At 71.3% G+C, this 14,092-nt stretch carries 10 protein-coding genes; 5 read left to right on the top strand and 5 right to left on the bottom strand.

Annotation, left to right across the window (positions count from 1 at the left end; all coding sequences use genetic code 11):
• The first annotated feature begins 257 nt into the window (after positions 1 to 257).
• The 3 genes from AC07F3_RS31965 to tpg all read left to right on the top strand — a co-directional run bounded on the left by AC07F3_RS31965 (position 258) and on the right by tpg (position 4,105).
• Positions 258 to 971, top strand: a complete 714-nt coding sequence (locus AC07F3_RS31965; protein WP_479117935.1) for an RDD family protein — start codon at positions 258 to 260, stop codon at positions 969 to 971.
• An 89-nt stretch (positions 972 to 1,060) separates the two neighbouring features.
• On the top strand, positions 1,061 to 3,538 hold the full coding sequence (gene tap, locus AC07F3_RS31960) for a telomere-associated protein Tap (protein ID WP_479117933.1): 2,478 nt from the start codon (positions 1,061 to 1,063) through the stop codon (positions 3,536 to 3,538).
• A 9-nt stretch (positions 3,539 to 3,547) separates the two neighbouring features.
• Entirely contained in the window at positions 3,548 to 4,105 is a 558-nt protein-coding gene (gene tpg, locus AC07F3_RS31955) for a telomere-protecting terminal protein Tpg (protein ID WP_479117931.1), read from the top strand.
• A gap of 635 nt (positions 4,106 to 4,740) precedes the next feature.
• Here the strand turns inward: tpg and AC07F3_RS31950 are convergent.
• The 5 genes from AC07F3_RS31950 to AC07F3_RS31930 all read right to left on the bottom strand — a co-directional run bounded on the left by AC07F3_RS31950 (position 4,741) and on the right by AC07F3_RS31930 (position 11,482).
• Complete coding sequence (locus tag AC07F3_RS31950) at positions 4,741 to 5,145, bottom strand: DUF6009 family protein (protein ID WP_114039620.1); 405 nt, start codon at positions 5,143 to 5,145, stop codon at positions 4,741 to 4,743.
• Positions 5,142 to 6,656: a DNA primase family protein gene (locus AC07F3_RS31945; RefSeq protein ID WP_479117929.1), complete on the bottom strand. Its 1,515-nt coding sequence runs from the start codon at positions 6,654 to 6,656 to the stop codon at positions 5,142 to 5,144. Before AC07F3_RS31945 ends, AC07F3_RS31950 begins: the two co-directional genes overlap by 4 nt.
• On the bottom strand, positions 6,653 to 7,777 hold the full coding sequence (locus tag AC07F3_RS31940; RefSeq protein WP_479117927.1) for a bifunctional DNA primase/polymerase: 1,125 nt from the start codon (positions 7,775 to 7,777) through the stop codon (positions 6,653 to 6,655). The genes AC07F3_RS31945 and AC07F3_RS31940 overlap by 4 nt, the downstream gene beginning before the upstream one ends.
• 721 nt (positions 7,778 to 8,498) lie before the next feature.
• Positions 8,499 to 9,170, bottom strand: coding sequence for a TetR family transcriptional regulator (locus AC07F3_RS31935; RefSeq protein ID WP_479117925.1), 672 nt, complete (start codon positions 9,168 to 9,170; stop codon positions 8,499 to 8,501).
• Positions 9,171 to 9,565: 395 nt separating this feature from the next.
• Positions 9,566 to 11,482: an acyl-CoA dehydrogenase gene (locus AC07F3_RS31930; RefSeq protein WP_479117923.1), complete on the bottom strand. Its 1,917-nt coding sequence runs from the start codon at positions 11,480 to 11,482 to the stop codon at positions 9,566 to 9,568.
• 405 nt (positions 11,483 to 11,887) lie between these two features.
• Between AC07F3_RS31930 and AC07F3_RS31925 the strand changes: the two genes are divergently transcribed.
• Both AC07F3_RS31925 and AC07F3_RS31920 read left to right on the top strand, forming a co-directional pair.
• A complete protein-coding gene (locus AC07F3_RS31925; RefSeq protein ID WP_479117921.1) occupies positions 11,888 to 12,574 on the top strand; it encodes a ScbR family autoregulator-binding transcription factor in 687 nt (228 codons plus the stop codon).
• Between the two features lie 102 nt (positions 12,575 to 12,676).
• On the top strand, positions 12,677 to 13,906 hold the full coding sequence (locus AC07F3_RS31920; RefSeq protein WP_479117919.1) for a cytochrome P450 family protein: 1,230 nt from the start codon (positions 12,677 to 12,679) through the stop codon (positions 13,904 to 13,906).
• Positions 13,907 to 14,092: the final 186 nt, after the last annotated feature.

Genomic DNA, 14,092 nt, shown 5'->3' with positions numbered 1-14,092 from the left:
AGGTCGGCTCTGGCAGCCGCCGTGGATGCAACTGGCCGTTACCGGTGGTGAGTTGGGCATCCAGCAGGTTCGGGCCTACGCGTCGATCCGTCGATCGGGCCCGCTCGCCTGCAGGCGAGCGGGCCCGGTGCAGGCTGTCCTGGCCCAGCCTTCCCGAGCAACGGCCGACCGGCACGTCCGGCCCGGCCGGGGTCAAGGTCTTGGCCCCGGCCGTAGGGCCCTGACCACCGTCCTCGACGCACCCCTGGGAGACCACCATGACCAGCCCCAGCGCGCCGCCCGACCTGTTACCCGCGCCGCCCCGGGCCGCCGTCGCCGTCGCCCGGCGCGGCGTCGCGTGGTCCATCGACTTCGCCCTGATCCTTCTCGCGGCGTACGCCATCGGCGTGCACACCGTCCACCGGATCACCGACGCCTGGGCCGACGCCCCTGGCCTCGACCTGTCCAGCTGGCAGATCATCACCGGCGACGGCAGCGCCATCGACAAGGCGGGAGAGGTCGCCACGTCGCTGTGGCAGCAGGTGGTCGGCGCGGTGATCCAGGGCTTCCTCATCCTGGCCTGCACCACCTTCCTCTACCACTGGTCCACCCTCGCCCTCGCGGGCCGCACCCTCGGCAAGGCGGTCGTGGGACTGCGGATCACCCCGCGCACCCCCGCACGTGCCGCCGCGCGCGCCCTGGTCACCACCCTCGCCGACGTGGGCTGCTACTCCTTCGCCTGCTGCCTGCTCGTCTCCGGGCACCCGGTCCTGTCGGTGTTCGCCTGGCTGGGAGCGGTGGCTTTCTTCTGGTTCAACGCCCTGGCGGCCTACACGGGCCGTACGGTGGCCGACCGGGTGGCGGGCACGACGGTCGTCCCCGCCCAGACCGGGGCGGACAGCGTGTCCGGCCCGGCGGCCCAGTCCGCGCGGTTCACTCCGGCCGCGCCTCCCATGCCTCAGTACGAGCCCGAATCAAGCTGGACTCCGTGAAGCCGGACCCGGCAGCCCTCGCCCGGCGTGCGCTTCATGTGCGTTTGGGTGTGCGATTCACATAGGGTGCGCTGCTGGAGGTGGTACGTGTGTCCCCTGAGCAGGAGGAGTTGTTCGCGTCCGTCGACGCTCTGCTGGAGCAGGTGACCGCGGACGACGGCCTGCCGGAACCGGCCGAGCGCAGGCGCCTGCGGAAGGCGGCGGGTCTCAGCCAGGAACAGGTCGCCCGCGCGCTGGACGTGCGGCGGGAGTCCGTGACGTCCTGGGAGGCCGGACGTTCCGAGCCGCGCCCGCCCAAGCGTGCCGCCTATCTCCGCCTCCTGGAGGGCCTCGCCGCCCGCCATCCCCGGCCCGCGGCCGAGCCGGAGTCGTCCGCGGGGCCGCCCGCCCCGTCGGGACCAGCTGTCGCGGTGCCGCGCTCTGCCACGCCGCCCGCTGCCGGGGCGTCTGCCGCTGCGCCGCCTGTCATCACGCAGCCTGTTGCCGGGGCACCCGCTGTAACGACGCCCGCCCGTGGGGCCGCGGCTACCGAGACATCCGCCGCCGCGCAGCCCACTGTTACGCCGCCCGCCACAGAGGCGCCCGTCGCCGAGGCGCCTGCTGAGACAGCGCCCGCTGTCGAGACACCCGCCGCCACGGAACCCGCCCCCTCGCAGCCTGCCTTCGCCCAACCCATTGCCGAAGCGCCCACCCCTGCGCCAGCCACCTCTGCCCCCCGCAAGGCTCCGACGCGCCCGGCCTCGACGGCACGCCGCCCCGCCCCGCAGAAGTCAGCGACCCCCCAGACAGCCACCCCGAAGAAGGCAGCCGCCCGGCAGACGGCCCCCGCCGCGCACGACCCGCGCTTCGCGCACGGTCCGCTCGCCGTCCTGGACGGGGACGCGAACGCGTACTGCGTCGGCGGCCTGGTCCTCGACTGCCCAGCCAAGGACATCGTCTCGCTGGTCGAATGGGCCCTGAACGAGGCCGAGTTGGGCGCCGCGCGCCTGCACCGCTCCGGCAAGGACGCCGACCCGCTGGTCGTCCTCACGGCGGCGGCCGCCGAACGCCTCGGGCTCCCCGCCGTCCTGGAGGACCGGCGCGGCCTGCGCCTGGCGGAGGACCACCCCGTCGTCCGGCAGATCACCCGGGCCAAGTGGAAACTGACCCGGCGCGGCTTCGGACCCTGGGCCCGCGTGTACCGTCCCGCGCAGTCCGGGCAGCGCCGGTGCGTGCAGTTCGCCGTCCTGCCGTGGGGTGCGCTCGACGCCCGCGCCTGGGGGAGTGCCGGGCAGCTCCCACCCGCCGAACTCGCCCGCGTGCTCGGCGCGTACGCAACCCGTGTCATCACCCCGCGCGGCTCGACCGCCGTCTCGGGCCTGGAGCTGATGACAGCGCTGCGGCCGCCGACGCGGGCGGTCAAGGACCCGCACTCCGAAGCCTGGGTGTCCGGCGCGATGCCCGGCTCCCTCACCGAACCGGTCGACCCGGCGCCGCCCGAGGCCCCGGACGAGCACCCCGTCGTCGCGGCCCTCTACCCGCGCGGCCACCAGCGCACCCCGGCCGAGGTCCTCGACGAGGAGGCCTTCGACTGGATCCGGGACCCGGAACTGCTGACCGACGCCGAGTGCGCGCGGCGGTTCGCGGTCGGCATCGATGTGAACACCGCGTTCCTCGCGGCCGCGAACCGGCTCGCCGTCGGCCTCGGGGCGCCGATCCGCGTCGCCGCCCCCGCCTTCGACAAGACGGTGCCGGGCTCCTGGCTGATCGACCTGTCCGGCATCGAGATGGACCCGCGCCTGCCGAACCCATTCACCCCGGACGGCACCCGGCCCGAAGGACCGGCCTGGTACGCGACGCCCACCGTGGCCTACGCCCACGAACTCGTCGCCGCCCACCAGCTCCCCGTCGCCCTCACCCCGCTCGAAGGATGGCTGCGGCCCGACAGCGGGTCCTACCTCGACCCCTGGTACAAGCGGTTGAGCGAGGCGTACAAGACGACGATGGCCGACCTCGGCATCGAACCCGCCATGGACGAGCGGGAGTTCCTCGCCGCCATGGACACGTACAAGGAGACCGATCCGGGGCTGGCCGCCCTGCTGTCCGCGATCAAGTCGACGGTCAAGGGCGGCATCGGCAAGCTGCGCGAGCGGCCGCAGGGCGCGGGCTACCGGCCGGGTGAGCGCTGGCCCGCCCTGGAGCGTCCCACCTGGCGGCCCGACATCCGCGCCGCCGTCATCTCCACCGCCCGCGTCAACATGCACCGCAAGCTCGTCAAGACCGCCCTCGCCACCCAGCAGGCCCCAGCCCCTTCGGGGCACCTGCGCTTCGCGGAGGAGGCGCTGCTGCCGGTCGCCCTGCTGTCCGACTGCGCGGTGTACTTCTCCGACGGGCCCGGCCCGCTGGACTTCCTGCCCCTTACCGCGGAGGGGAAGCCGGCGCCGGGTACGTTCCGGGTGGGGGTCAGCCCCGGCATGGTCAAGCACGAAGGCACCCAGGAACTGCTGTGGGCGGTGAGGATGCTCGACGAGGGCCACAACCCGGCCCGGCACATCAAGGGCACCGACGCCGCGATCGACGGAGAGTAGAGCACCTCGATGGGCATTATCGGCGACAGCCTCGACCGGGCCGCGGCGAACACGTTCACCCGGCCCGTCCCCAAGTCCGCCCAGGCGCAGATGAAGTTCCTGGTGAAGCAGGAGAAGGGCTCCACCCAGGCGGTGGCCCGGCTGCTCGGCGTCTCCCAGCGCACCGTGGAGCGCTACCTCAAGGGCCAGCTGAAGCAGCCCCGCAAGGACCTCGCCGCCCGGCTGGTGGGCGAGGTGCGCAAGCGCTGGCAGCCCAAGGTCCGCGCGCGGGCGCGCCGGCAGGCCGCGACCACGGGCGGCATCGTGATCGAGACCCGCGCCCGGTTCGGCTACACGGCGGCCCCCGGCACCTCCGACGACGGCCGCCTGCGCCTCATCACCCAGTCCCTGCCCCCCGCGTACGCGGCCCGCCTCTTCGACGCCCAGTCCGCGGGCGCCACGGAACAGCAGCTGCGGGACATCGCAGCGGAAGGCCTCCAGGAGATCTACTTCAAGGACCGCGGCCGCCGCGCCCACGACCTGATGGTGGAGTTCACGGACATCGATTACGTGGAGCTCGATTACTGAGCCGGGCCCGCTCGCGCGGCGCGGGACGTATGTGCGCCTGCGCCTTTTCTGATGGTGAGTGAGCACCGAGCCCAGCCAATCCGGCGGGGGCGGCTGACGGTGCGCGCCGTGTCGACGGGCGGCGAGGCCGCGGGGCTGCGCGGTGGGGCTCGCTCCAGCTGATGGAGCCAAGAGTGGCCGCGAAGCCATCGTGCCCCTTCTCTTCGGGCAGGACCAGCCCCGTACGCGCCTCTGGTACGGCACCTGAAGGAGCGTCATGCCCGCCTGCATGCGACACCACCGACTGGGAGCTCGCTTGTTCGCGCGGATACCTCGGCGGAGCACGGGCAGACGTACCAGCACCCAGCGACCAAGCCCCCAGCGACTGGCGCCTCCTCGGTCGCTCGGTCGGTCTCGTCGGAAAGCCGCAGGTCAACGGCCCGTCCAGGACGAAACAGCGACCGAAGCGACTGACGCCTCCTATCTATGACGCGCACACGCGCACGCGCACGCACGCGGGAATGTCTTCATAAAGGGGAACTTGGGTCGCTTCAGTCGCTGGGACGCTGAAGCGACCCCGCCTGACCTGGGGTTTTGTGGGAAACCGGCATGAGTCGCTTCAGTCGCTCGAGCGACTGGGCACTTCGGTCGCTGGGTCAGGACTTGGGCAGGGTGATGCCGAGTTCACGCATCGCCTCGGACTCCGGGCCGCCCTCCGAGCGCTGGGTCTTGTAGCCCTTGATCCGGGGGGAGATGGTGCGGGGATCGACGGCCTCCGAGGGCGCGCCGGACGCGTAGAGCCCGCCGGGCTGGCCGTCGCGGTCGTGGGGGGCGAGCCAGAACACGCGGCGCAGGAAGGTGCCCGAGGCCCGTGAGGAGCGCGCCTCGGGGCCGAGGACCGCGTAGCCGACCATGCGGCCGCCGCGGTGGAAGGCGGGCTTTCCCCGGCGCGTGGGCAGCCGGTCGAGGCTCTGGCGTACGTAGTCCAGGCCGGTGATGTCCTCCAGCCACACGAGGCCGCTCTCGTGGGCGAGCTGCGCGGGCTCGATCAGGGCGCTCATGAGGTCGCTCCCACTTCAGCGTTGAGTCCGATACCGGGGTAGAACTTCCGCTGGTTCGACAGGATCATTTCCTTGGGGGTGGCGATGCCGACGGTCTCCCGTACCCGGGCGGCGAAGGACCGGGAGGAGACGGGGTTGGCCCCTTCCAACTGGCACCAGCTCTTGTAGCTGTTGTACAGCTGGGCCTGCTCCGCACGCAGGGCGGGCCCCAGCGTGCAGCACTCGCTCAGGAAGCGCCCGGTGTGGTCCTCGGTCTCGGCGTACGCGGTGGTGGCCACGCGGACCTGCTGGGGGCCGGTGAGGTCGCGAGGCCCGTTGAGGTAGCGACCGGCCCCGGTGACCAGCCAGTTGAGGATGCCGGGACCTTCCTCGGTGACCAGGACGTCGGCGAGGTTGTCCACTTTGCGGTCGTCGGCGACCACGCGCTCGAAGGGGATGAGCTTCATGCGGCGCCAGAACGCGTAGCCCCCGGTGCCCACTTCGGGCCGGTGGTTGCCGAGCAGCCACAGCTTGTGCGTCGGGTTGAAGCCGAAGAAGTCCTGGCGCATCCGGCGCGCTTTGATGCGGTCACCGCCGGTGAGGAGCTTGACGCGGGCCTCGTCGAACCGGTCGCCGGGCTTGAGTTCCGAACAGACGATGATGCGCCGCCCGTGCAGCTCGGCCAGGTCGGTGGGGTGCCCCTCGAAGGGGCGGGCCATCAGGAACCCGGGCGGGGCGGCGTCGGCGTAGTCGCCGAGCAGCTTGACCATGACGTCCAGCAGGACGCTCTTGCCGTTCTTGCCCTGTCCGTAGAGGAACGGCATGATCTGCGCGCCGACGTCGCCGGTGATGGAGTAGCCGAGCAGCTCGTGCAGGAAGTCGATCATCTGCCGTCCGTCGGCGTCGTCGCCGAAGGTGTCGGTCAGGAACCGGTGCCAGCGCGGGGTGGCCATGGCCCGCGCGGCCACGCTCGTGGCGCGCGAGTGGTAGTGCTTCTCGGGATCGGGCGGGGTGAGGGCGCCGGTGGAGAGGTCGATGACGCCGTCGGGGGTGCACAGGGCGTACGGATCGGCGTCCAGGAGCGAGGCGTTGAGGACCATGCCCGGTGCCGCCTTCGCCTGCATCAGCATCGCCTTCATGCCCGACGTGGACAGGGCCCGGCGGCGGTGGCGGCGCAGCGCGGAGTCGCTGTGGCGCGAGCGGGCGTCGGTCTCCGCGAGCGACTCGGCCATCTCGCCGGCCGCCCACAGCACGTTGTCGTCCTCGTCGATCTCCCAGCGGTAGCCGGACCACCGGTACCAGCCGAGCCCCGGCACGTGGCGGAAGTCGCGCCCGTACAGGGACACGAACAGCTTGGCGTTGCCCCGGTCGCTGAGGCTGTCGGGCAGCAGCCCGTACTCGGTGGCCTGCTCCGGCGCCCGCTCGGGCGCGGCCTGGGCGGGTATCTGCTCGGCGGGGGAGCCCAGCATGATCTGACGGGCGACTTCGACCGGGTCGAACAGCCCTTCTTTGGCGGACGGTGTGCCGTTCATGTGCGAACCCCCGGATCGAGCGGCCGTCGGCTGCCCGCGCTCATCCCACTGCGGATGATCTGCAGACTGCGACGTTCCTGGCCGGGGCGCGCCTGCGCGGCGGCGGTCACCAGCGCGGCTTCCGCGTCGGCGAGCTTCATGCGCCCGGCTCCCACCAGGCCGCCCGCGGTGAAGGCGGCGCGGTTGAGCTTCTCGCTGAACCCGGCGCCCTCGGACAGCGCCGCGCATTCGGCGACGGCCCTCAGCACGGTGGCCAGGGTCCGCTCCGCCGCGTCGCGGCCGCCGCGCGCCGCCATCACGGCCGCACGGGCCCGCGAGGGGACGGGAGTTGGCGGTGCGGAAGCGTGTGAAGCGGGGCGGTGGCCCGTGCGTTCGAGTTCGGCCGCGAGCCAGCCCGGCAGCGGCGCGGGGCGCCGGACCGTGCCGCAGGCGGTGTAGGTGCCGAGCGCCGTCGTGGTGCCGGGAGCGATGATGTAGCCGCCGTGCGCCCGCACGTCGACCTGCCAGGCCAGGGCCCGCTTGGCGCTCGAACCGGTCGAGCACCGCCACAGGTGCCCGGGCCGCGCGGCGTACCAGAGATGCAGGCCACCGGACGGCGTGCGCACCCGCAGGGTGGTGGCGTCCTGGCTGGGATCCTGCTGGCCGCGCAGCGCCGCGAGGAGGGCCAGGCTGTGGAAGCCGTGCCGCAGTCCGCCCAGCGACACCGAGGCCGGGATGTGGATGCCCGGCAGGAGCCGGTCGGGATCCGGCAGCGGCGCCGGGTGCGCGTCGACGTCGATCACGACGAGGTTCGCCGGGCCGCACGCCACGCCCACCCCGAAGCGGGGCTGCTCGGCCCACCAGGCCTGGATGCGCTGCGGGTCGGTCGTGGCGGCATGGAAACCGTGGCACCAGCGACCGGCGGGGATGCACGGGCAGCCCTCGGCGCTGTGCGGTTGGTCGCGACAGCGACCGCAGTTGGCGGCCGGCGTCTTGCGTCCCGGGGCCAACGGATGGACGGGCCAGCCCTGTTCGGCGCACCACAAGGCGGTGGCCACCGCCGTTGCGCCGCCGCGCGCCTCGGACGCGACCGGGGCGCGCAGGGTTGAGTCGCTGTCGGATATCCCCAGGTCAAGGGACATTAATGGATCCTTTCGGCGACTGAAGCGACTCAAGTTCGAAACATGCTCCGCGCAGGCTAGCGGAACGCACTCGATCAGTCCCGCAGTCGGAGAACTCAGTTGGGGGTGCGCGGTTCGGCGTCGCGCGCGCTGTGTCAGCGACCGAAGCGACCGAACCTCTACCTTGACCTCGTCAAAGTCGATGGAGGCCGACGCGCGTTCCGGCGCCGCCTTTCCGATGGCCCGCGCGACCGGTGCCGGGCCCGTGGGCGCGGCACGCCGACGTGCACGCCGATACGAGGAGAACCGCCGGGCGATGACGAAGACGGGAGCCCGATGAGGACGGCGGAGCCCGTTCGGCTTCGCTCGTCGCCCGCTCAGGGAAGCGTGTGCGGGCAGTGGCCTGGGCGCGTCCTGTGGGGGGCCGTTGTGGGCGGCGAACCCTGCGGTGACGCGTGTGGGCGTCGTCCCTCGGTGCTGTGCATGCCTTTTCCCCCGGGGCGTGCGAAGTGTTCTCCGCGGCCTGCCGGCACGCAGAGGCTGGCTGTGCGGCGTCGGGCACCCGCTCCCTCGTGGCCGCCGATCACCCGTGGCACACCGTCCCGAGTAAAATAAAGGGTGACCGGTCTGTTTGTCGAGTGACGGGGGCGTTCTCCTGGGACATATCAGGGAGAGATCACCCACCGACGGCCGACGAGTGCCGCGAACGGACCCGCCCCTCGGGGATGAACAGGCGCTTACGTCATGACGAACCCTCACCAACCGCTTCCGACAAGGGGGTTGAGGCAGAGGATTCGTCGGTGCCGGGAAGGCGGCCGGGCTCTTCCGGGATGCCCACGCCCGACAGGGCGAGACGCCAGACGCTTTCGAGCTGGGCGACCCCGCTCCCCGCGGCCACCGCGGCGTCCGGGCGGCCGCGCAGGAAAGCCTCGGCCCCCGCGGTCAGGTACTCCACCAGCGTCATGACCTCCGCGGGCCTCGCCCCGCCCCGCAACTGCCCGTTGCTGTACGCCTGGTCGAGCAGCTGCTTGACGACCGGGAGCCAGATGTCCGACCAGCCACCGGTGCCCGGCCGCTCCCTCGTCAGCCGCACCGCGCAGCGCACCGGAGTCTGCTCCTCCAGGAGGCGGGTCAGTTCCAGCGTCAGCTCCACGACCTTCCCGAGCGCGGACCCGGGCCGGGCCGAGACCTCCAGGAGCGCCGCCTGTGTCAGCGCGCGGCCCTCCTCCATCACGGCGTCGGCCAGCTCCCCCTTGGTCGGGAAGTGGAAGGTGAGGGCGCCGAGCGAAATGCCCGCGGTCCTGCAGACCTTGGCGAGCGAGGTCCCCTCGTACCCCTCCAGGTCGAAGTGCGCGGCCGCGGCCTCCACGAGGACGGCCCGCGTCCGCGCCGCCCGGCCCTGCTGCTTGGTCATGCTCACTCCGAGGTGGGTTCGCTGGTGGTGGGGACGGTCGCGCGAGCCGGCGCGACGCGCGAGTTCCGTCCTGCGGTACCCGCCCAGTATCGACGCGACACCGCCCGGTTCGCGCGCAGTTGGCACATGCCGCTGGCCACAGGCCGGACATGCGGCCGCCCGGGCGGGCGACCGGCTGCCCGGGCAGCCGGTCGCCCGTCGGCGACGGCGAGAGGGTGCGTACGTGCTCGCCCGCCCGCGCCCGGTACGGAGGCCGTACGTCCGGGCAACAGGGCTGCTACCAGCGCCGCTTGACGTGGTCGTCGGTTTCGTGGGCGCTCAGGGCAGTGTTACGGGACCGCGTACCCGTACGCCGGATAAACCGTCGAGACGGTTCGAAGTGGGGAGGGGAGCGATCAGACGGGGAGCGGGGCCGCAGCGGCGGGCTCCGTGTCGAGGCACTGGTCGATGTAACCGCCGCTGGCGATGGGCACGGAGGCCAGCATCTCGGCCGGAACGTCGAAGGCGTCGACCAGGGTCATCATGTGCGGGGCGAGCTCGGCGATGACGGCGTTGACGGTCCGGGGCAGCTCACGCACCTGGTCGCACGTCATGTGGCCGTCGGCGAGCAGGTCGCCGGTGTACTCACTGATCTGCCCGAGGAGGAAGAGCCGGCACAGGCTCTCCAGCAGGTCTCGGACCGAGGGGTCCGTGGCCTGGGCGGCGGCCGCGATGAAGGCGTCGGCGGCCTGGAGCCGGGCGTGGACGGAGACCATCTCCAGGGCGGCGGGGGAGGTCTCGTTCCACCGGGCCAGCGGGTCGCCGGAGGGGCCCTCCCGCAGCGCGACGCGCGCCCGGTCCTGCCACACGGCCTCCATCTCGGCGAGCAGACCGCGCAGGAAGTGCAGGTCCGTCACATCCTGTTCGGCAGCCGGGAGACGCCCGGCGCTGCGGCGGTCGACCTCGTGGCCGAGCACCATCTCGGCGGCCGCCTTGACCCAGATGACGAGGTTGTCGCCCTCGGCCGTGATCCCGCCCTCGATGTTCAGGGGCAGGTCGGCCAGGCCGTTGGCGGGGAAGAGCCCCTGGGCGCCGCACCGCTCCCGGCACTCGGTCGTGATGCCCCGGGCCTGCCAGGTGATCCAGCCCTTGGCGATGGCCACCAGACGCTCGACCTCGGTCCGGTCCTCGTCGGTGTGCTCGGCCCAGCGGGCCACCGTGGTGCGGTGCAGGAAGGTCATGGCGTACGCAAGCGCCAGCTTGTTCAGCAGGCGGCCGTGGTGGCTGCGGTGGGCGGCCAGCGCCACCCGCTCGCCGGGCCTGGTCCCGGCGATGAACCGGTTGTGGGCGTAGCGCACCGCGATGGCGAGCGCGGTGCGGGACATCCCCAGTGTGCCGGCGCTCATGCAGAGCTTGCCCATGGTGACGCGGCTGATGGAACGGAGCAGGCGTCTGCGGCGGTTGCCCAGGTTGCTGCTCAACTCCCCGCCGGCGTCCAGCCGTCCGTGCTCGGCCTCCAGGAGGGCCTCGCGCGGCAGCCAGACGTGGTCGAACGCGGTGAGGCTGTGGTCGACGGGGGTGCCGGTCCGCTGCGGCAGCGGCTGCACCTGCACTCCGGGCAGGTGCCCGTTCTCGTCGCTCAGCGGGGTCAGGAAGAGGAAGACTCCGTGGTCGCGGCCGTCGATCATCAACCGGGCCGCCACCACGGCGCTCTTGGGGCCGCCGATGGTGCTCGTGTTCGGCATGAACTTGCGCGCGCCCGGCGTGGGCGTGTCCAGGACGAAGCCGTTGGTCGTGCGGTCGAGCACCGCCGTCGTCTCCATCGAGGCCACGTCGTTGCCGTGTTCGAGCTCCGTGCACAGGAAGGTGCCGGTGCGCTGCATCGAGGTGAAGGCGGAGAGGTCGCGGCCTTCGACGTCGTGGTCGAGGAGGCTGCCGAGGAAGAGGTTGTAGTGGATGCTGGCCACCGTGCACAGACCCCCGTCCACCGGGCCGGTCCACTCGTGCAGACTGGCCAGCCGGTAGGGGTCGTTGGCCAGTTCCGCGGCGTCGCCCACGGCCTCGTTCACCAGCCGCAGCCGCTCGTAGGAGAGTGCCGCCCGCTCGTCGGGCGTCAGCCCGGGCCGGTAGGTAAAGTTTCGGCCACTGATGAGGGTGCGCCAGTTCTCGTGGATACGGTCCCGCTCCTGCCTGTCGAAAAGCAGGTGCGCGAGTTCACCGGCGGCCATGGCCGACGGTCCGAACGCGAAACGGCTGCGCGGACCGTTGCTACCAACGGTCCCCTCCATCTCTGCTTCGATGAAGGTGTCCTTCTGGAACGTCAGCAAGGTCATGGACCTCTCCCCGTTGATGAGGGACCCGGTAGGTGGGAATCTCAGCCATGAAGATACGTACCAACCGGTTTTGTTTACAAGCCCTTTCGGGGAAAGGTCGGGTGGTGCTCGAGTGCTTCAGGAGCGACAGAGAACCATACCGGAGTGACGCATTCCGGGCATGAGGGGCCGATGTCGGGCAACCGCAGGCGTCAAACCCCGTCATGGGATGCCCGACGCCATGGCTTGAAAAACCAGCAACCTGGTTTTATTCTTTGAGGCGTCCCCCGAAGCGCGGGCGAAAACAGGACTCTGGAGCCGGTATGGGATCGTTCGATACCTACTCGTCGTACAGAGCCGTCGGTGCTAGAATACGAACCCTTTGGTTTATTTCTTGTCCGTCGGGGGCTGGCATGGAGGTGGGTTGTGGCGCAGCAGGAACGAGCCATCCGTACGCGGAAGAAGATTCTCGTAGCGGCAGCAGAGGTGTTCGACGAGGTCGGGTTTGAAGCGGCCACCATCGCCGACATCCTGAAGAAGTCCGGCATGACCAAGGGAGCGCTCTACTTCCACTTCACCTCGAAGGACGAGCTGGCCCAGGCGGTCCTGGCGGAGCAGGTCATCGCCCTGCCGGTGGTCCCGGAACGGGAGTTGAAGCTCCAGCAGTCCCTCGACGAGGCGCTGCTCCTCACGCACCTGCTCGCGCGGGACTCCGGCGATCCGATCATCCAGGGCAGCATCCGCCTCACCGTGGACCAGGGATCGCCCAAGGACGGCCTGGACCGGCGGGTGCCGATGGCGGCGTGGATCGACCACAACACCGAGCTCTTCCAGGCGGCCAAGGAGAACGGCGAGATCATCCCGGACACGGACGTGCCCCGGGTGGCGAAGTTCATGGTCGGTTCCTTCACCGGCATCCAGGTGCTGTCGAGGATCATGACCGACCGCACGGACATGGCACAGCGGGTCGTCGACCTCTACCGCCTCGTGATGCCGTCCATCGCGGTGCCCGCCGTCCTCGTCCGCCTCGACTTCTCCGCGAGCCGGGGACAAGAGATCTACGAGACGGCGCTGAGGGAACGGCACGACGCGGAGCTGGAGTTGGCCGGCTGAGCCGGTCGTCCCAGCAGTACGCCGGGGGGCGGTGCTCTCTGCGCGCAGGTTTTTGGGAACGCGAAAGCGTGAAAACGCGGCACTCACCGAGCGGAGACACGAATGAAGCAAGCCGTCTGCCCCTACGCGCTGGACGTGACGGGAAGCGACCTCGCCGGTGAGGCCGCGACACTGCGCGGACAGGGGCCGGCCGTCGAGGTGCTGCTCCCCGGCGGGGTGACGGCCTGGGCCGTCACCCGGCACCGCTATGCCAAGCAACTCCTGCTCGATGCGCGGGTGTCCAAGGACGCCCGCCGTCACTGGCCCGCCTTCATCGAGGGGCACATCACGCAGGAGTGGCCGCTCTACCCGTGGGTCGCGAACGAGAACATGCTGTTCGCCTACGGAGAGAGCCACGCGCGGCTGCGCCGGCTGGTGTCCGGGGCCTTCACCATGCGCCGCACCGAGGCGCTCCGCGGCCGGGTCGAGGAGGCCACGGCCCGCCTTCTCGACGCCCTGGAGGACGTGCCGGCCGGGGAGACCATCGACCTGCGCGAAGCGTTCGCCAAGCTCCTTCCGATGCAGGTCATCTGCGAGCTCTTCGGCGTCGCCGAGGAGCTCAGGCAACCCCTGTGCTCCACCCTCGAAGTGGTCTTCGACACCGTGGTGTCGGCCGAGGAGATGGCTGCCGCGCAGGTGCGGGCCTTCTCCATGCTGGGCGAGCTGGTGGCGGAGAAGCGGGTCCGGCCGGGCGACGACCTCACCTCCGCGCTGATCGAGGCCCGGGACAACGGCGACGCGCTCACCGAGGACGAACTCCTGGGCACCCTCTACCTGATGATCGCCGCCGGCCAGGAGACGACCTCCGCCGTCATCACCAACGCCGTCGGCGCGCTGTGTGTCCGTCCCGAGCAGCTGGAGCACGTACGGGCGGGCCTCGCGGACTGGTCGGACGTCATGAACGAGACCCTGCGCACGCACAGCCCCACGGCGTTCTCGCCGCTCAGGTTCGCGGTGGACGACATCGACCTGGACGGCGTCACCATCAAGAAGGGGGACGCGATCGTCATCTCCTTCTCGGCCGCCGTCGAGGACCCCGAGCAGCACGGCGAGGACCTCAAGGAGTTCGACGTGCTGCGCCACCGCGGTGAGGACCTCGCCTTCGGGCACGGCGTACACCGCTGCCTCGGCGCCCCGATGGCCCGCCTGGAGACCACCGTCGCGCTGCAGGGCCTCTTCGAGCGCTACCCGGACCTCGCCCTGGCCGTGCCGCTGGAGAGCATCGCCCCGATGCCGTCCTTCATAGTCAACGGCTACGGATCCCTGCCCGTGATTCTCCGGCCCGCCGACTGACCCTTCCACCACCGCGCGGCCCGGCATCCGGCCGCAGAGAGCTCCGCAGCCCTCCGGGCGGCGGAGCTCTCTGCGTTGGGCCACCCCGGGCTTGAGCGGCGCTGGAGGCTTCTTGAGCTCAGCGCTGGAAACCGCCGTCGCGGTTTGTTATTGTGGGGCTTACATGGGGCGTCCGATGACACGGTC

The organism is Streptomyces sp. NPDC045846 (assembly GCF_056431605.1).
This window is presented reverse-complemented; position numbering and strand designations above follow the sequence as displayed.

Excerpts from the sequence above, each read along its gene's own strand:
- tpg (WP_479117931.1), top strand. The coding sequence starts at position 3,548 with ATGGGCATTATCGGCGACAGCCTCGACCGGGCCGCGGCGAACACGTTC.
- AC07F3_RS31920 (WP_479117919.1), top strand. The coding sequence starts at position 12,677 with ATGAAGCAAGCCGTCTGCCCCTACGCGCTGGACGTGACGGGAAGCGAC.
- AC07F3_RS31950 (WP_114039620.1), bottom strand. The coding sequence starts at position 5,145 with ATGAGCGCCCTGATCGAGCCCGCGCAGCTCGCCCACGAGAGCGGCCTC.
- AC07F3_RS31965 (WP_479117935.1), top strand. The coding sequence starts at position 258 with ATGACCAGCCCCAGCGCGCCGCCCGACCTGTTACCCGCGCCGCCCCGG.
- AC07F3_RS31935 (WP_479117925.1), bottom strand. The coding sequence starts at position 9,170 with ATGACCAAGCAGCAGGGCCGGGCGGCGCGGACGCGGGCCGTCCTCGTG.
- AC07F3_RS31930 (WP_479117923.1), bottom strand. The coding sequence starts at position 11,482 with ATGACCTTGCTGACGTTCCAGAAGGACACCTTCATCGAAGCAGAGATG.
- AC07F3_RS31945 (WP_479117929.1), bottom strand. The coding sequence starts at position 6,656 with ATGAACGGCACACCGTCCGCCAAAGAAGGGCTGTTCGACCCGGTCGAA.
- AC07F3_RS31940 (WP_479117927.1), bottom strand. The coding sequence starts at position 7,777 with ATGTCCCTTGACCTGGGGATATCCGACAGCGACTCAACCCTGCGCGCC.